The following is an 18,430-nucleotide window of genomic DNA, read 5'->3' on the forward strand; positions in this document are numbered from 1 at the left end:
CCTCATAACAGCTTCATTATTCCCATAATCATTAACAATAGCGCTGGCAATACAGACAGTCTTCGCATCCAGCGCAGAGCTGAGAATCGTAGGCCAACCTTCATGCCGAGTGACAGAAACGCCCCACTAAACAGTGCAATAATGAGTGCTGTCCATAGTGTAGGGAATCCCAGAAGTGCCGCTCCCAATCCTGCTCCAAACGCATCCAGAGACAGGGCAATACCTAGCCACATCGCTTCTTGAGCAGATATACTCCCCGAGTTATCCATATCCGCCTTAGAGGGACTGCGAAGGATCTGAATGACAACGCCCAGCTTGCGCAGCTCCAGTGTAAATACCATTCGTTCCAGTGATCCATTTGAAGCCGACTGCTCCAGATCCAGTGCGAGCACCTGATTCCTGCCCTTTGAATCCGACAGTCTCTCTTGTGCTTCTCCCATCCCAGTTACCGTTGCTTCTCTTCCCTCACCCGTTCCAGTGTCTGTTTCCAGCTGTTCTTTGCCTTGCTTTCGAATAAGTTGCAACAATGACCATGCGCCAATACCTATCAATATGACGGCTCCCACAATCGAAGCGATATCCGGTGACACCACATGGGACAACAACACACCTACTTGCATCGACAAGGCAATAACCAATCCCGAACAGATCGAAATAACAGCGATAGATAACAGGGGAATCTTAGTCCTCCGTAACCCATATGTAATCCCGACTCCAAAACCATCTAAACTAAGCGCCAAAGCAAGCGCCAGCAATGAAATAAAATGATGCAGCACCCCGGACTCCTCCTCTGTGCGGTACTCGTGCCAACTGAAGATGCCAGTATGGGTATACGCCCGCTTATTTCTGCCATATCAGTATATGGAGGGAGGAATCCAAGGGTGCTATGATTTCATCATTTCGTTCATTCAGTTCATGTTACAGCAGCTGACAGTTCGGACAAAAATGCGTGCCACGGCCACCAACCACCGTTTTTTCAATTAACGTACCACAAGTTGTACAAGGTTCTGATTTGCGTCCATAGATTTTCAGTTGATGCTGGAACATTCCCATCTCACCCTGTCCATTCACATAGGACTTGATGGAAGATCCACCTGCATTCACTGCATCTTGCAACGTAGCAACAATCGCTTCATGCAGCACCGTTAACTGAGCTTCGGTCAGTGTCTTGGCGATGGTCTCGGGATGGATACCTGCGCGAAATAGAGCCTCGTCCACATAAATATTCCCGATACCAACCACATATGCCTGATTTAAAAGTACAGCTTTGATTTTGGTTGTACGCTTGCCAACCGCCTCTCGGAATGCAGTTACCGTAAAGGCTGGATCAAGCGGCTCCAGTCCAAGCTTCAGCAAAGGTTTGGACACCAGTTCCTCACCTGCATTAAACAGATGCATCGTACCAAACTGTCGCACATCCTTATAACGCAATTCCGTACCATCATTAAAATGGAAGATCACATGTGTATGCTTCTCCACATCTTCATGCTGCTCGTACACACCGTACCTTCCTTCCATCCGCAGATGGGAGACAAGCACCAGCCCGTCCAGCAAAATACGCAAAAACTTGCCTCGACGCTCCACCCCAATGACGGTATGTCCCGCGAGTTCCATTGCAAATGCATCTATGTCGTCCGGCCGCTGAATAATCCGCGGCAAGCTAACGGTAACATGATCAATCGTTTTGCCCACAATAAGTTGATTCAATGTTCTTCTGACTGTTTCGACTTCCGGTAATTCCGGCATGATGTTCTCACCTCCCCTATATTATAACGGAAGATGGCGCTCAGCGGGACCCTTTTCTTATATCTCAAACATGGAAAGTCCTTTTGTAAAATACCGGAAAAACCGCGCGGCACTTGATTTATTTCGCTTCGTACCAGTTATCACCAAAGCTGACTTCTGCTTTTAGCGGAACCGACAGTTCCAATGCTTTTTCCATAACAGAAGGGACTAACTCTTTCATCAGTTCCAATTCATCCGCAGGCACTTCGAATACAAGTTCATCGTGCACCTGAAGCAACATACGGCTCTTCAAATTGCGTTCCCGCAGCGCTTCATCCATCTGTACCATGGCCAGCTTGATGATATCTGCCGCTGTTCCCTGAATCGGTGTATTCATCGCCGTACGCTCTGCGAAGGAACGCAGATTGAAGTTACTGGCGTTAATCTCTGGCAGGTAGCGACGTCGTTCCAACAGCGTTTTGACGTAACCATCCTGGCGAGCTTCCTTCACAATGTCATCCATATATCGGCGGACACCCTGGAATACTTCAAAATACTGATCAATAAATTGTGCGGCCTCTTTACGTGTAATATGCAGGTTCTGTGATAAGCCATAATCACTTATTCCATACACGATACCAAAGTTTACTGCCTTGGCGGAACGACGCATATCCCCATCCACATCCTCAGGCTTCACGCCGAATACATCCGAAGCGGTCTTTGTATGAATATCCATATCATTGACAAATGCTTCCTTCAAGCGTTCATCGTCCGAAATGTGTGCCAGTACACGCAGTTCAATCTGGGAATAGTCTGCTGCCAAAATGGACCATCCGGGTTCCGAAGGAACAAATACCTTCCGGATTTTGCGACCTTCCTCCATCCGAATCGGAATGTTCTGCAAGTTCGGGAATTGACTGCTAAGTCGTCCCGTTGCAGCAATGGTCTGACGATAATACGTGTGCACCTTGCCATCCCGATCCGAAATCTCTTTGAGTAATCCTTCCACATAAGTGGATTGCAGCTTGGCAAGCTGACGATATTGCAGAATATGCTTGACCACATCATTATAAGGGGCCAATTTCTCTAATACTTCAGCATCTGTGGAGTAACCCGTTTTGGTTTTCTTCACCACTGGCAAGCCCAATCTATCAAATAAAATCTCACCCAGTTGCTTTGGTGAATTTAGATTAAATTCCGTTCCTGACAGCTTGTAGATCTCAGCCATCAACCTGCTGATCTGTTCTTCAAACTCACTGCCCAAAGCCTGTAGATCTGCCGTATTGGCCTTGATGCCCTGTTTCTCCATGTCTGCCAATATGCGTGACAACGGCATCTCCAGTTCATGGAACAGCGAATTCATCTCATCCGTTTCCAGTACCTGCTCCTGAAGTGGGATAATGGCTGCGACAGCAGCAGCTTTGCGGCATAGGAAATCACCCAAGATCTCTACTTCCGGCACCTTGTACTTGGCCCCTTTGCCCATAACCGTGTCATCCTCCACGAGCGACGGCAGACCATACTTGGTCGTGAGTCCACTAATCGTCTGGTTGGATTCCGTTGGATCAAGCAAATAGGCCGCCAGTTGTACATCAAATGACGCACCAGCGAATTCAATGCCATGTGCATGCAGGGCCAGGTCTACACGATGAAGATCATAACCGCGCTTCGGCTGGTCTGAATTACCAAGCCACGCCCGCACTGGAGCCGCAGCCTCGGAATGAAGCAATTCGGGAGATATGAACGTATACGTTCCAGCGGAACCTACAGCTAGTCCAATCAATTTCGCTTGGTGCGGGTTATCCCCATGTGTCTCCACGTGGAGGACATCAATGGAATCCAGTGAACTGAACAGCTCACTGATGTTGTCCTCTGTTGCTATGGAAGACTCCACCTCGGCAGCAGGGACCGCTTCCTGTTCAGAACCGATGCTGCCACTGAACGACAGGCGTTCGAGCAAGGATTTGAATTCAAGCTTAGCTAGTGCAGGGCCAGCATGTTCTTCTTTTAATCCAGCGAATTGCATATCCTCCCACGTCTGCTCCAGCGGAACTTCCCGGTGAATCGTCGCGAGTTGTTTGCTCATCCGGGCATCTTCGGCATGGGTCTCGATCTTTTCTTTCATCTTGCCTTTCAGCTCACTTGTGCCGTTCAGCACATCTTCTACCGATCCGAACTGGTGCAACAGTTTCAACGCTGTCTTCTCTCCAACCCCGGGAATACCTGGAATGTTATCGGATGCATCGCCCATCAGGCCCTTGAGATCAATGATTTGCAGCGGCGTCAGACCATAACGCTCTTTAATCTGAGCAGGATCATACAGCTCAATATCGGTTACCCCTTTACGCGTCAGCCCGATATGTACATTTTCGGAAGCAAGCTGCAGCATATCTTTGTCACCCGATACAACGAGCACCTGTCTGCCCGCTTCATCTGCACGTTTGGTTAGTGTTCCGATGATGTCATCCGCTTCGAATCCAGCCAGCTCAAACTGGGCAATGCCAAGTCCTTTCAGCAGTTCTTTGAGCAACGGGAATTGCTCTGACAGCTCTGGTGGTGTTTTCTCCCGACCACCCTTGTATTCCTGATACCCTTCGTGGCGGAACGTGATTTTGCCTGCATCAAATGCAACCATGACATGTGTAGGCTTATGCTCTTCAAGAAGTCTCAGCAGCATCGTAGTGAAGCCATATACCGCATTGGTATGCAGACCTTTCGAGTTGGTCAGAGGCGGCATTGCAAAAAACGCCCTGTAAATAATGCTATTTCCATCTATGAGAATAAACTTGTCCATTCCAGCACCTCGCGTATTATATGGTCAACCTCTTCAAATTACATCTACTCTCATGATACCATACCCACCTGTCACATCAAAAAGAATAGCCTCTTTTCACTTCATTTTAATCGCAAAAAAAGAACCTTCTCCACAGACAGCTGTATACAGCCTACCTGAGAGAAAGTCCTTTCCATTCATATGATTGCATTACTTAATCAGTACTGATTCCCCAATTCCAAATCAATACTCTTCTATTGATTCAGATCCGGACGTTTACCTGTCACCAGGTATACCGTGCTCTCACCAATGTTGGTGGCATGATCACCAATCCGTTCAATGTAACGCCCAACCATCATCAGCAGCATAGCCTGTGAAGCCTGATTCGGGTGCTCAGTCATTAAAGTGTAGAGATCACTGATCATGTGACTGTACAGTTGATCGACCTGATCGTCCGTTTGAGCCATTTTGTAGGCCAGATCTGTGTTTTCTTTCAGGAAAGATTCGATGGATTCATCGATCATGGATTTCACGATTTCTGCCATTTGCGGGATATCCACCAGAGGTTTAATCAGCTTCTGTCCATCCATTCGGAGTGTCACCTTCGCCACGTCGAGCGCAAGATCTCCCATACGCTCCAGATCACTGGAGATTTTGAATGCCACGATAATTCGTCTGAGATCCTTCGCCACCGGCTGTTGTGTGATGATCAGTTTGGAGCCAAGTTCCATAATTTTGTCTTCAAGGGCATTCAGATTCGCATCATTCTTGATGATGACCTGAGCTTTCTCCGCGTTCATCGTTTGTAAACTCTCAATAGCACCATCCAATGCTGCTCCTACATGTTCACCCATTTGTTTGAGCAAGGTACGCAGCTCTTCGAGCTCCTGATCAAATTCTTTTCTGCGAATCATAGATTTCATGTCCTCCTTATCCATCATCTCCGGGTATGCCGGGATCATTCCAATTCAGCTCGCTTAACCGAACCTTCCAGATATATAATCCTCGGTCCGGGAATCTTGCGGTGTGGAGAATAACGTCTCCGTATCAGCTGCCTCCACCACTTCACCATTCAGGAAAAATACCGTGCGTCCAGATACCCGTGCCGCCTGGTGCATATTGTGCGTAACCATAACGATCGTGTACTTGTGATGCAATTCCTTCACCAGTTCCTCAATCTTCAATGTGGAGATCGGGTCGAGTGCAGACGTTGCTTCATCCATCAGCAGAACGTCAGGCTGTACAGCCAGCGCCCGTGCAATACAGAGACGCTGTTGTTGTCCGCCGGACAAACTAAGTGCCGACTTTTTTAATACATCCTTCACTTCATCCCACAGGGCAGCATGGACAAGACTTTGTTCCACCAACTGATCCAGTTCAGCCTTTTGGGTTACCCCGTGCAAGCGTGGTCCATAAGCCACGTTATCGTATATGGATTTTGGAAAAGGATTCGGTTGTTGGAACACCATGCCAACTCGTTTGCGCAGTGTCTCCACTTCAATCTCATTACTGTAGATATCGGAGCCATTCAGCATAACCTGTCCTTCCACACGAACACCCGGAATCATGTCATTCATCCGGTTTAACGTGCGAAGCAATGTCGATTTACCACAACCTGACGGCCCGATAAACGCAGTAACGGTTTTTTCCGGCAGATCCATCGATATATTTTTAAGCGCGTGATGCGTATCATAATATAAATTAAGATTTTCAATGTGAATGAGGTCCTTCATGGATGTTCACTTCTCCTTCGCTGCAGGGACACGAAAACTCCCTTTACGTTGAGACCGATGCTGATAATCTTTCATCGCTGCTCGGCCATCTTTAATATCCTACCCTTTCATTGTAAAAACAGTATCACTTTCATGTTAACGGAATGTAAAAAAGACATCCTTAACCTTCATGATCTGCTTGATGGATCAATCTGATTGCTGATGCCTGCTTTATTGACTACCTTATATTACTCACCATTCGAAACCATCTCATCCAGCTTCGTACGAATGTGCTCTGCGACTTCTCCAGCTTTTCCGCCTTCGATGGCGATCTCCTCTGCTATACGAGACAAATCTCTCACTGCACTGTTCAGTTGTCGGAACGTTGCTCCCCCTGCGGTGACATGCACCGAACTGTCGTCAATCTCCGCTCCGCTTGCCTTAACCAGTTCAACAGTCTGAAGGGTCAATCCACCAATATTCTCTAGCAATGAAGACATGTTCCCCGCAACCTCACGGGTCTGTTTTGCGAGCGCTCGGATCTCGCCTGCAACAATCTGAAAACCTCGTCCATATTCACCGGCATGAGCTGCTTCGATGGAAGCATTCAGGGCGAGGAGACCACTCTGATCTGCCAGGGAGCGAATGGAATGTGCCATGCCTGAGCCTGTTTTGATCGAATTCAGCATGTGATCCGCATGTTGTCCTTGACTCTCCATATGCTGATGTACCCGGTTATAGGAAGCATCTACATGCTTCAAACTCTCTTCGCCCTGCTTGGACAATGCCATGATCTCACGTGCCTCATGAACGGTCTGATTCGCTGCATTCACCAGCTTGGTGACCGCATCGTTGATTCTGGATATCTCCTGTCTGCTCTCGGACACCGTACGTACCCGTTCTGCTGAAGAAGCCTGTTGCAATCTGCGGGAGAGCGACATTACGTCACGCATCGTCAGCACACCAAGCAGTCTGCCTTGGTCCGTAACCAGCAGACAATCGTAAAAATGCTGTTCATTCCGTCCAAGTGCGATATCAATAATCGTTGAGGCTTCCATATGAATATCTGCTATAACGGGAGATGTATTCACTACTTGTATGACCGGCTTACGGTAGAATAGATCTGCGGCAAAACGGCCATTTAACATCCGATATAACGTCTCTCGCATTAACAATCCAGTAGGTTTCATCTGCTCATCACATAATACGATGCATGGGTGCTCCTGATCCTGATTCATCATCGTCGCAGCTTCTCCACAGGTCGTATGGACCCCGGCGACAGGAACCTGACGATAATAGTCATGCAAATGGATTACAGATTCTTCAGCAACAACCGTTTCTTCACTCTGCTTCATTTGGGATGTTATTAATTCTTCACTATGTAAAACAACATGAGGCTGGTCAGGTTTCACTTCGAGCAACATGGGCATAAATGCGCAATCTCCTTTACGTATTAGCTCCGTCTTGAGATAGATTATGTAGGTATAAAGTATCACCCAGATAAGTCCATGCTACTCCCTCTACGTAAAGTAAAATCCTCCTTTATGTTAAACAAACGTAAAATAAAACTCCCCGATCATTGCTAACTTGAATGATGGGGAGTTTTTCTTTTGACAACCAATTTATAACCTACACCACGAATGGAATCAATATGAACCGATTCCGGGTCCAGCTCCAGCTTTTTACGTAATGAGCTGACGTGTACGTCCACCGTTCGTTGACCTCCAATATAATCGAAGCCCCACACAGCGTTCATCAGATCATCCCTTGTCAGTACCACACCCGGCTTTTTGGCCAAATATAGAAGTACTTCGAACTCTTTTGGACGAAGGCTGATGGATTGTCCACCCAGTGTCACTTCATATTTCAATGGATAGATCTCCAGCTCTCCCAGAATAATTCGTGAGCCATCTTTGTCCTCAAGCTGTGGTAAATCTTCGCCATTGGAATAACGTCTTAATACCGCATCCACTCGGGCTAATAACTCTGATACACCAAACGGTTTGGTAATATAATCATCGGCACCCGATTTCAGTCCCTGTACAACCTCGGCTTCACCATTTTTGGCCGTCAGAATGATAACAGGTGTACTGACACCCTGTATTCTTAACTTGTTCAGAATGTCCAGACCATTCATGCCCGGAAGCATCAGATCCAGCAAAATGAGATCAAATTCCTGGGACAAGGCCCGATCATATCCTGCAGATCCGTGATCCTCTGCCGTAACGTCGTAACCTTCCTGAGTCAGGTTATACGTGAGTAATCTTGATAATGTAGGTTCATCTTCAATAACTAGTAAACGCTGTGCCATGATACCCCTTCTCTCTTCATAGGTTGTCTGTTGCCACAACACTTTTTCTATCATAGCACTAATTTGTTAACGCGGTGTAAAACAATACACACTTTTTACATTTTGATACCAGACGCCTACATCTCTTCGTCTTGAATGAACGGAAGGATCACACGGAACGTTGTCCCCATGCCCAGTTCACTCTCTACAGACAATTTGCCATGATGCAATTCCACCAGATGTTTTACGATAGAAAGTCCAAGGCCTGTGCCCCCTGAATTACGAGATCTGCCTTTATCAACACGATAGAACCGTTCGAAGATTCGCGGCAAATCTTTTTTTGGTATGCCAATTCCTGTATCCGACACCGCAAAGATGACTTCATCATCGTTATCCATCGTCACCTGTAACTTCACTCGCCCACCATCGGGGGTATAATTGATTCCGTTGGATAACAGATTGATGAATATCTGCTTCATCTTGTCCTCATCCGCTTCAATGTACAGTTCCTCCGGAACATGCATTTCCAGACGAATTTGCTTTTTCTCCGCCACCTTGGACAAGGTGCCCAGTACCATTTCGAAGAAAGAGTGTACATGAACAGGTGAGCATTGCAGCGGTGCGCGTTTCGATTCAATTTTGGATAACTCCAGAATATCCCCAATTAATCGGTTAAGTCGATCTCCTTCATCATAGATGATTTTCAGGAATGATCGCTCTGTCTCCTTATCCTGTACCCCGCCACTGAGCAACGTTTCGGCAAACCCTTTGACCGCAGCAACTGGTGTCTTGAGCTCATGAGAGACATTTGCAACAAACTCACTGCGCATTGACTCCAATCGGCGAATCGCCGTCACGTCCTGCAACAGGAACAACATGCCTCGATACCCGCCATCATCTTCGGACATCGGTACTCCATCAAGACGGATCAGTTTTTCCTCCGGGTTAAACACACTCACTTCTTCATGCATCCGTTCTTTCAGTGCAACACTCTCTTCAATGGTACGTGTTAATTCGTAGTGTCTTTTCAATTCAGTATAAGGCTTACCCGTAACTTTTCCTGCCTGAATACCAAGCATACGCTCCGCTTCCCGATTGACCAGTGCAATGGATTGCCCTGCGTCGATCATGACAATTCCTCCGGTCATGTTCGCGAGGACACTCTGTAGCAACGCTTCATTGTCACGAATCGTCTTCAGTTGGGACTGCAAGCTGTCTGCCATTCCGTTTATCGCAAGCCCCAGCTGTCCGATCTCATCTCTTCGCGTTACATCAACTCTCGCATCGTATTCCAGCTTGGTGATCCGATGGGCAACTTTTGTAATATGCTCAATCGGGGAGGTTAATCCGCGTGCAACCCGATAACTGACAAACGCGACAATTAAGAACAATAGCCCTAGTGCAGCAAACATAATCATCCAACCACGCTGAAGACCCTGATCAACCGCATGTAGACTCATGGAAAGGCGAATGTAGCCATCAAATTTGCCGCTAGGTATTTCAATCATGTCACTTTGATCCGAATTCACAGGTAGTGCTACATACAGCATGTCCTGTCCCAATGTCTCACTGTAACGTATGGATTGCCCGTATCCATCTCCGACGGCACCCTTAATCTCCTCACGGTTCAAGTGATTATCCATGGATGCCGGATCACTCTCGGAATCTCCAATGACCATGCCGTCTTTATTGATGAAGGTTACACGGGAATCCGTCAGACGATCCAGTTCCAGCGCCCGATCTGAATAATACTTTCGTGTGGCTTCCGAGGTTGGATCACTTGCATCATGGAATGGAAAAGTTGCTTTGAGCAAATTAATCTCGCGCACCATGGTTTGCTCCAATGCGGCTATATGCGTAGTCTTAAACACTCTGCCCATCGTATATCCAGCCACAATGACGGATACGCCGATCAGCACCATCATAATGATGGCAAGGCGAATTCGGAACGGTCTCATCTATCTCTTCCTTTATGATCAGAATAATATCTAATGAATTGCTCTACATTGAATCCAGTTCAATTCGGTCCCCACGGGTACCCGGATTGGAAATTACAAGAAACTCCACTTCTTCGTTGCTCCGATTCATCATCTGATGCGGCATTCCGGGTGCAATTTCTATTCCTTCATGGGTTTCCAGCACAAACGTTTCTCCATTAAGTTCCATACATGCTTCACCGCTGAGGATGAAAAAAAACTGACGGCTTACCGAATGATAATGTCGTATTTCAGCCGTTCCTGCGGGCATGCGTTCATGAATAATGCTCAGTGTTTCATTTTGAACGAGATGCCAACCGTCGCACTGTGCACCCCATATATAATGTGCTGCATTCTGTTTGCTCATTTTCATATGACTTGTCCCTCCGAGTATAATTGCTCGATCTATCATATCACAGATTAGGGGACTCCCAATCTTTTAGTCAATACTGTGCAATACGCTATTCAACTGCAGTCAGACAAGGCTAATAATAAAATATCATAGTTGTATCAACAGAGATGCCGACTTTTGTAAACAGGTGCTAAACCGCATCTTTGACATACATATTCACCTGATATAAAAAAGACGCACCGCTCAGCCATGCTGAAAGCGATACGCCTCTTTATATAATCAATCTTATCCTGAGTCTAAATGTTCTTAACGTATTATCCGTTCACCACTTCGCCGCCATTCACATGTATCACCTGTCCGCTTACATACGAAGAATCATCTGAAGCTAGATATACATAGGCGGGAGCCAGTTCATCCGGTTGTCCTGGCCGCTTCATTGGCTGTGTTGCGCCGAACTCACTTACTTTTTTCTCATCAAATGTAGATGGAATGAGTGGTGTCCAGATCGGCCCTGGTGCAACGGCATTAACACGAATTCCCTTCTCAATCACATTCATCGATAGCGAACGAGTGAACGAAGTGATTGCTCCTTTGGTAGATGAATAGTCAAGCAGGGTCGGGCTGCCGCGATAGGCTGTGATGGAGGTTGTATTAATAATCGTACTGCCCTTCTTCAGATGTGGCAGGGCTGCCTGCGTCACATAGAACATGCCAAAGATATTGGTGCGGAATGTACGCTCCAGCTGTTCTGGCGTAATATCCTCCAGATTCTGCTGTGGATGCTGTTCTGCTGCGTTATTCACGACAATGTCCAGTTTGCCCAGTTCATCTACTGTCTGCTGAACCGATCTCTTCGCAAAGGCATCATCACCAATGTCACCTGCAATCAAGATGCACTTGCGTCCTTCCTGTTCGACCTGACGCTTCGTTTCTTTGGCATCTTCGTGCTCGCTCAGGTATACAATGGCGACATCCGCGCCTTCCTTGGCATACGTAACAGCAACAGCACGTCCAATTCCGCTGTCCCCCCCTGTAATAAGCGCCACCTTACCCGTCAGTTTACCTGCTGCCTTGTATTCAGGCTTCTCAAATTCCGGTCTGGGATGCATCTCTGATTCGATTCCGGGGCGTTGATCCTGGTGCTGTGCCGGCATTGTTTTTTGATTTTGTGGTGTAGTTGACATCTAACATTCTCCTCTCAAAATGTGAACATATTTGGATTACAGAAGACATGGACATAACTGCACACTTCCTTGTCTTTCGTTCTCTGAAAAAAGTCTCATTCTGTAGGATGGCAGTAACAGTCCAGATTATTCTTCTGCGATCAACAGCAACTCAAGCCTCAGCGCGCTGTCTCTAATCGTTATTTACCACGATCTTCGGACATCAAACAATCGATTTGCTTCAATATGTGTTTAGCCAAAATTCGAAATTTATTCGAAATTAGACTGTTTCATGATACAAAGTGTATTCCTATGCTGCTTGGGCTGATGTACAATGTACAGTATACTGATGTGCTTTAACTTTCATTTTTTACTGGTTTAATCATCCTAACCTAACATGGAGACCTGACAATGGAATCGCATATTAATTCATATATAACACTCGTAGCCACTTCAGCCGTGCTGAATGTCTTTTTGTGTTTATATACCTATTTCAGAAGATCCGAGATCCCCAGTTCCAGAATATTCATTCTCTACACAGCAGCACTCTCCATATACACTTTTGGTTATGCAATTGAGCTGGCCAGCAACACGTTGGAGCAGATGAAGTTTTGGACCACCGTGGAGTATATAGGCATGCCCTTCTCCGCTTCTCTTGGCCTCATGTTGATGATAAAGTACACAGGAAAAACGTTATCCAAAAAGGTAACTGCCGCATTGTTTGTAATCCCTTCCATTACACTATGTATGGTTGCAACCAATGACTTTCATCATCTTTTTTATAAAAAAGTATGGCTGAGAGAAGATAGTCCCGTTCCTCTGATGGATATCGCAGTGGGTCAATGGTATGTTGTGCACGGTGCATTCACCTTCTCCTGTCTGTTATGTGCCTGTCTCATTCTAATTGGACAATGGAGACACACCAAGAAGATGTATCGTCGTCAATTACTTACTCTGATTACTTCACAGATTATTCCTATGGTCGCCGCTTTTCTGTACTTGCTTGGTTTGACTCCTGGCGGAATGGACCCCGTACCCGTACTCATGTGTATCACATCTGCCATGTATATCTGGGCCATCCTATCCTCTCGTCTACTGACCATCGTCCCCATCGCCAAAGACAGTATTTTCGAGAGCATGCGTGAAGGTGTTATTGTACTGGATAGTTTCAATCGACTGGTCGATTACAACAGATCTCTGCGTGACATGTTGCCAGAGCTTAATACAACCATGATTGGCCAACCCTTGGATGATATCTGGCTTAATCTTGCTGGAAAGACGTTTCCCGTTGAATACGGCAGGGAAGGATTGCAAACCGATCTATACTGGCAGTTAAATGGAGAGACCGTTTGTTATCAGGTCAGGACATCTTACGTGTATAACAAGGATGCACAGACTGTGGGCAGTCTAATTATGTTAATCGATATAACGGAACAACGCTTCTTGCAAGAACAGCTGAAACAACTGGCTTATTTCGATGGTCTGACCAAAATCTATAATCGCACTCAATTTTTGCATAGAGGACGGGAGATTTTGAGTGAAGCTCAGCTTAATCCGCAACCTGTTTCATTTATTTTATTTGATATTGATCACTTTAAACGCATCAACGATACGTACGGGCATGATGTTGGCGATCAGGCCATCATTCATGTGGTCTCCGTTTGTAATCGATATTTAAGCCCTGAGATGTTATTTGCCCGTTATGGAGGAGAAGAGTTTGTCATCGCTCTTCCGAATACCTCGCTTCAAGAAGCCGAGAAACTTGCCGAACAACTGAGAGTTGCCTTGTTGAATGATCCCCTGGATGTTAAGGGAGTGCCTATTACGCTGACCTCAAGCTTTGGTATTGCCCAGTACAATGGAGGTTCCGATTCGCTGGAGTCCTTGTTACGCGACGCTGATACTGCCTTGTACGAATCCAAGCGTAATGGTCGAAATGCAGTTCATGCGTATACTGTGAGTACAACCTAACCAATGTAGACCGTGTCTGATGGAGTATGCATGCTGTTATGTATGATAGTGATCACTCTAGTTCCAGTTCAAATAAACCGAGGACTGCTAATTTCATCATCTTGGTAATAACAAAAAATAGACAGCCAATGAGGCTGTCTATTTTCATTTGTTTCAACGAAACACCATCTTACATATCATCCGGCTTGTCCTAATTCCGTCTGCAAACGCTTAACCAACGACTAACAATACATCTTTGTACGGTGGATTAACCGTCCACAACGCACTTAGATCACCTGATTATTCACCATCAGGTACACCATGATTAGCAAGAATACAGCCAGAAGTGTACTGAACATACGGATCTTGCTTTGCTCAGGACCCACATCACGCTTGTTTTTCACACCTTCTGCAGCGAGTCGGAGCGGTTTACCCATAATTCCTCCAATAGCCGCAATAGCCAAGAGCAGAACAACAACGACAGCCATCCAGACATGAGAATACTCACCTTTGGTCATCAGGTAACCACCAGTAAGAAGTTGGATTACAAGTCCATACTGCGCGACTTTATTCAAAGAACGAAGCGATGCAAAGGCCCCCTCTTGTGCTGCAGCATTCAAGGTACGGATTTTACCGACCACAAATGGCAGAATCAAATAGAATCCCATCGCCAGTGCTCCAACAATATGGAGCAAATACATAATCATTGTCAAAATTTTCATCCTCCTCAACATTTTCGGTGTGCTATACATCACATCCCATTATACTGGGGAACTTATCCAAAGAAAAGAAAACCTCCGGGTTTACCGGAGGTTTTCTTTTAGCTTCTGTTCAAAAAGTTTTCAAACTTACAAGTTTACTACCGAAATGACGTTGCGAACCGAATCAGCAGATTTATCCAATCCTGCTTTTTCTTCTGCAGTCAGGTCAAGTTCGAATATTTTCTCAATGCCGTTACCACCCAAAATGGTTGGTACACCGAGGAACAGATCATTATAGCCATATTCACCTTCAAGATAAGCGATCACTGGAATGATACGTTTCTTGTCCTTCAAAATCGCTTCGGTCATCTGAACAAGTGAAGCTGCTGGTGCATAATAGGCACTGCCATTACCCAGCAAATTCACAATCTCACCACCACCTACACGTGTGCGCTGCACGATGGAATCGATCCGGTCTGCCGGAATCAGCGTATCGATCGGAATACCTCCCACGCTCGAATAACGAACGAGGGGTACCATATCGTCTCCGTGGCCGCCAAGAACGAATCCACGAACATCTTCAACAGATACGTTCAACTCTTGCGCAATGAAGGTACAATAACGTGCTGTATCCAGAACACCTGACTGTCCGATAACACGGTTTTTAGGAAAACCAAGGGTCTGATAAGCAGCATAAGTCATCGCATCCACCGGGTTGCTTAGAATAATGACGATGGAATCAGGGCAATATTTTTTCACATTTTCACAAACGGACTTCACAATACCCGCATTCGTATTGACCAGATCGTCGCGGCTCATCCCGGGTTTACGGGCGATACCAGCGGTGATGATTACAATCTCAGAACCTGCAGTATCTTCGTAGTTGGAAGTACCGACGATATGACTGTCAAATCCTTGAACAGGACTTGCTTCCATCATATCGAGTGCTTTCCCCTTCGTCGGGTTCTCCAGTTGAGGAATATCAACCAGCACAACATCCCCGAGCTCTTTTTGGGCAAGCATTAATGCGGTCGTAGCACCGGTAAAACCGGCGCCGACTACTGTGATTTTTTTGCGCTGAATAGTCAAGATTCACATCTCCCCTTACAGGTTTTTAATGATTTGATCCGCGAATTCAGAACATTTCACTTCAGTAGCGCCGTCCATCAGACGTGCAAAGTCATACGTTACTGTTTTATTGTTAATGGATGTTTCCATACCTTTGTAGATCAGGTTAGCTGCTTCTTGCCATCCCAAGTGCTCAAGCAACATTACTCCGGACAGAATAACGGAACCAGGGTTCACGACATCTTTGTCCGCGTATTTAGGTGCAGTACCGTGAGTTGCTTCGAAGATAGCATGTCCTGTTACGTAGTTGATGTTCGCTCCAGGAGCGATACCAATTCCGCCAACTTGCGCTGCAAGTGCATCGGACAGATAGTCACCGTTCAGGTTCAATGTTGCGATAACATCAAATTCGCCTGGACGAGTCAATACTTGTTGCAAAGCGATATCGGCAATCGCATCTTTTACGATGATTTTACCAGCATCTTCAGCGGCTTTTTGTGCTGCATTCGCTGCATCTGTACCTTCGTTATCTTTGATGATGTCATATTGTGCCCAAGTGAATACTTTGTCAGCGAACTCTTCTTCAGCCACTTCGTATCCCCAGTTTTTGAAGGCACCTTCGGTAAATTTCATGATATTACCTTTGTGTACCAATGTAACACTCTTACGATTGTGATCAATTGCGTATTGAATTGCTGCACGTACCAAACGTTTCGAACCTTCGGAAGAAACTGGTTTGATACCAATACCGGAAGTCTCAGGGAAACGGATTTTGTTAGCACCCATCTCCTGTTGCAGGAACTGGATCACTTTTTTCACTTCTTCAGAACCTTCAGCATACTCGATTCCTGCATAGATATCTTCCGTATTCTCACGGAAAATGACCATGTCTACCAGCTCAGGACGTTTAACCGGAGAAGGTACACCGTCGAAATAACGAACAGGACGCAAGCATGTGTAAAGGTCAAGCTCTTGACGCAGGGCTACGTTCAGGGAACGAATACCGCCACCGATTGGCGTAGTCAATGGTCCTTTGATCGCTACGATATACTCACGAATGGCTTCCAGTGTATCATTCGGCAACCACTCACCGTATGTATCGAATGCTTTTTGTCCAGCAAACACTTCATACCATGCGATTTTTTTGTTGCCATCATAAGCTTTTTCAACAGCTGCATCCAATACACGTTTGGAAGCTTTCCAGATATCACGGCCTGTACCGTCACCTTCGATAAATGGAATGATTGGATTACTAGGTACTTGAAGTGTACCGTTATCAATTTGGATTTTTTCGCCTTCAGTTGGGTGAGCAAATTTTTCTAATTTCATAGTTAAAATTCCTCCTAGGTTTCGTATATGCAGTATTCATCATACCACTAGTCTTGTTGAGAGAAGGGTCCTGAGAGCTTAAGCCAGTAACGCCTCTGCTTTCCAACCCTTCACCTCGTCTATATTATTATACTGTTTTTGCGGCTATTAGCGAAGTTCAATAGAAACGTATTTCTGTTCTGTAGGGCCAGTGTACTCCGCACGTGGACGAATGATGCGATTGTCCGCAAGTTGTTCCAGAATATGCGCAGTCCATCCAGACACCCGGCTGATGGCAAAGATCGGAGTAAACAATTCCTGTTCGATCTCCAGTTGGGTATATACAGAAGCAGAATAGAAGTCTACGTTAGGCTTCAGTCCTTTTTGTCCTGTTACCAGTTCCTCGATCTTCACAGACATCTCATACAAGCGCGTATCATTGTTCATCTCGCCAAGTTCCTTGGACATCTTCTGTAAATGTTTGGCGCGTGGATCACCGTTTTTGTATACGCGATGTCCAAAGCCCATGATCTTTTCACGGTTGTTCAGTTTTTCCTGAATAGCCGCTTCCAGACGATCAGGCGTGCCAATCTCATTCAACATTTTCATAACGGCTTCATTAGCACCGCCATGCAGTGGCCCCTTCAGTGCGCCAATGGCGGAAGTTACACCGGAATAGATATCCGACAGCGTAGCAACCGTTACACGGGCTGCAAATGTCGAAGCGTTTAACTCGTGATCCGCATGCAGGACAAGCGCTTGGTCCAATGCTTTTACTGCGGTCTCGGATGGTTCTTCACCAGTCATCATATATAAAAAGTTCTCTGCGATGGAAGCGCCTTCTTTTGGAGCCACAGGTTCTTTGCCCTGACGGATACGGGCGATGGCTGCCACAATCGTTGGCAACTGTGCTTGCAACTTAACGGCTTTGTTCTCATTCGCTTCCGTTGTCATCTCATCCGCTTGCTCGTCGTACAGTGCAAGTGCAGAGATCGCGGAACGAAGTGCTGCCATGGTACTGACGTTTTTCGGATACAATTGGATTTGTGCAATCAACTCGCTCGGAATCGGCGCGTAATCGCTCAGGCTTTTACGAAGGGATTTCAGTTCATCTGTTGTCGGCAATTTACCAAACCACAACAAATAGGCAACTTCTTCAAAGCTAGCATGTTCAGCCAAATCGTCGATATCGTAACCACGGTATGTGAGCACACCGTCTACAATAGAACTGATCGAAGAGGTTGTTGCAACGATGCCTTCCAGACCTTTGGTAGCTGTCATATACATCTCTCCTTTAATAAGCGAAATCAGGAACCATTCCAGAGTGTCATATAAGTGCCAAAATGCACCTATTCTCTTTTTGTAAACATTTTCATTTTAAAATTAACAAATATTTCAAACTACGGTTTTCC

The 18,430-nt window shown here is 46.0% G+C and carries 15 protein-coding genes; 1 reads left to right on the forward strand and 14 read right to left on the reverse strand.

From position 1 onward, the window contains the following. Positions 1-2: 2 nt before the first annotated feature. The 10 genes from MHI14_RS21305 to MHI14_RS21350 form a co-directional block, all read right to left on the reverse strand. Entirely contained in the window at positions 3-776 is a 774-nt protein-coding gene (locus MHI14_RS21305) for a manganese efflux pump (RefSeq protein WP_445670349.1), read from the reverse strand. Positions 777-918: 142 nt separating this feature from the next. Then, on the reverse strand, positions 919-1,746 hold the full coding sequence (mutM, locus tag MHI14_RS21310; protein ID WP_036669994.1) for a DNA-formamidopyrimidine glycosylase: 828 nt from the start codon (positions 1,744-1,746) through the stop codon (positions 919-921). 118 nt (positions 1,747-1,864) lie between these two features. Next, positions 1,865-4,519 carry a DNA polymerase I gene (gene polA / locus MHI14_RS21315; protein ID WP_341131162.1) on the reverse strand — a complete coding sequence of 885 codons (2,655 nt, stop codon included), beginning with the start codon at positions 4,517-4,519 and terminating at the stop codon, positions 1,865-1,867. A gap of 233 nt (positions 4,520-4,752) precedes the next feature. Further along, a complete protein-coding gene (gene phoU / locus MHI14_RS21320) occupies positions 4,753-5,412 on the reverse strand; it encodes a phosphate signaling complex protein PhoU (RefSeq protein ID WP_017689478.1) in 660 nt (219 codons plus the stop codon). A gap of 63 nt (positions 5,413-5,475) precedes the next feature. Next, entirely contained in the window at positions 5,476-6,231 is a 756-nt protein-coding gene (pstB, locus tag MHI14_RS21325; RefSeq protein WP_036609821.1) for a phosphate ABC transporter ATP-binding protein PstB, read from the reverse strand. Between the two features lie 227 nt (positions 6,232-6,458). Then, a complete protein-coding gene (locus tag MHI14_RS21330; protein ID WP_339309053.1) occupies positions 6,459-7,640 on the reverse strand; it encodes a methyl-accepting chemotaxis protein in 1,182 nt (393 codons plus the stop codon). 152 nt (positions 7,641-7,792) lie between these two features. Then, positions 7,793-8,521, reverse strand: coding sequence for a response regulator transcription factor (locus MHI14_RS21335; RefSeq protein ID WP_091032528.1), 729 nt, complete (start codon positions 8,519-8,521; stop codon positions 7,793-7,795). A gap of 116 nt (positions 8,522-8,637) precedes the next feature. Continuing rightward, positions 8,638-10,458, reverse strand: a complete 1,821-nt coding sequence (pnpS, locus tag MHI14_RS21340; RefSeq protein ID WP_133384192.1) for a two-component system histidine kinase PnpS — start codon at positions 10,456-10,458, stop codon at positions 8,638-8,640. Between the two features lie 43 nt (positions 10,459-10,501). Next, the gene (locus MHI14_RS21345; protein ID WP_091032535.1) at positions 10,502-10,849 is read right to left on the reverse strand and encodes a cupin domain-containing protein; all 348 of its coding nucleotides are present in this window, start codon (positions 10,847-10,849) and stop codon (positions 10,502-10,504) included. 293 nt (positions 10,850-11,142) lie between these two features. Next, positions 11,143-12,012 carry an SDR family oxidoreductase gene (locus MHI14_RS21350; protein ID WP_249911210.1) on the reverse strand — a complete coding sequence of 290 codons (870 nt, stop codon included), beginning with the start codon at positions 12,010-12,012 and terminating at the stop codon, positions 11,143-11,145. A gap of 390 nt (positions 12,013-12,402) precedes the next feature. Between MHI14_RS21350 and MHI14_RS21355 the strand changes: the two genes are divergently transcribed. After that, entirely contained in the window at positions 12,403-13,962 is a 1,560-nt protein-coding gene (locus MHI14_RS21355) for a histidine kinase N-terminal 7TM domain-containing diguanylate cyclase (RefSeq protein ID WP_133384190.1), read from the forward strand. A 266-nt stretch (positions 13,963-14,228) separates the two neighbouring features. Here MHI14_RS21355 and MHI14_RS21360 read toward each other — a convergent pair whose 3' ends face one another. The 4 genes from MHI14_RS21360 to citZ form a co-directional block, all read right to left on the reverse strand. After that, positions 14,229-14,654: a hypothetical protein gene (locus MHI14_RS21360; RefSeq protein ID WP_017689485.1), complete on the reverse strand. Its 426-nt coding sequence runs from the start codon at positions 14,652-14,654 to the stop codon at positions 14,229-14,231. A gap of 135 nt (positions 14,655-14,789) precedes the next feature. Continuing rightward, on the reverse strand, positions 14,790-15,731 hold the full coding sequence (gene mdh, locus MHI14_RS21365) for a malate dehydrogenase (protein WP_249911212.1): 942 nt from the start codon (positions 15,729-15,731) through the stop codon (positions 14,790-14,792). A 15-nt stretch (positions 15,732-15,746) separates the two neighbouring features. Beyond that, on the reverse strand, positions 15,747-17,039 hold the full coding sequence (gene icd, locus MHI14_RS21370; RefSeq protein ID WP_076330335.1) for an NADP-dependent isocitrate dehydrogenase: 1,293 nt from the start codon (positions 17,037-17,039) through the stop codon (positions 15,747-15,749). 147 nt (positions 17,040-17,186) lie between these two features. Beyond that, positions 17,187-18,299, reverse strand: coding sequence for a citrate synthase (gene citZ / locus MHI14_RS21375; protein ID WP_091032543.1), 1,113 nt, complete (start codon positions 18,297-18,299; stop codon positions 17,187-17,189). Between the last annotated feature and the right edge of the window lie 131 nt (positions 18,300-18,430).

This window comes from Paenibacillus sp. FSL K6-2393, from assembly GCF_038002545.1.
Classification (GTDB): domain Bacteria; phylum Bacillota; class Bacilli; order Paenibacillales; family Paenibacillaceae; genus Paenibacillus.

What these genes read in the sequence shown, in the direction of transcription:
- MHI14_RS21350 (WP_249911210.1), bottom strand. Translation starts at nt 12,012, where the DNA reads ATGTCAACTACACCACAAAATCAAAAAACAATGCCGGCACAGCACCAG.
- mutM (WP_036669994.1), bottom strand. Translation starts at nt 1,746, where the DNA reads ATGCCGGAATTACCGGAAGTCGAAACAGTCAGAAGAACATTGAATCAA.
- polA (WP_341131162.1), bottom strand. Translation starts at nt 4,519, where the DNA reads ATGGACAAGTTTATTCTCATAGATGGAAATAGCATTATTTACAGGGCG.
- icd (WP_076330335.1), bottom strand. Translation starts at nt 17,039, where the DNA reads ATGAAATTAGAAAAATTTGCTCACCCAACTGAAGGCGAAAAAATCCAA.
- pstB (WP_036609821.1), bottom strand. Translation starts at nt 6,231, where the DNA reads ATGAAGGACCTCATTCACATTGAAAATCTTAATTTATATTATGATACG.
- citZ (WP_091032543.1), bottom strand. Translation starts at nt 18,299, where the DNA reads ATGACAGCTACCAAAGGTCTGGAAGGCATCGTTGCAACAACCTCTTCG.
- phoU (WP_017689478.1), bottom strand. Translation starts at nt 5,412, where the DNA reads ATGATTCGCAGAAAAGAATTTGATCAGGAGCTCGAAGAGCTGCGTACC.
- MHI14_RS21335 (WP_091032528.1), bottom strand. Translation starts at nt 8,521, where the DNA reads ATGGCACAGCGTTTACTAGTTATTGAAGATGAACCTACATTATCAAGA.
- MHI14_RS21355 (WP_133384190.1), top strand. Translation starts at nt 12,403, where the DNA reads ATGGAATCGCATATTAATTCATATATAACACTCGTAGCCACTTCAGCC.
- MHI14_RS21345 (WP_091032535.1), bottom strand. Translation starts at nt 10,849, where the DNA reads ATGAAAATGAGCAAACAGAATGCAGCACATTATATATGGGGTGCACAG.
- MHI14_RS21330 (WP_339309053.1), bottom strand. Translation starts at nt 7,640, where the DNA reads ATGCCCATGTTGCTCGAAGTGAAACCTGACCAGCCTCATGTTGTTTTA.
- pnpS (WP_133384192.1), bottom strand. Translation starts at nt 10,458, where the DNA reads ATGAGACCGTTCCGAATTCGCCTTGCCATCATTATGATGGTGCTGATC.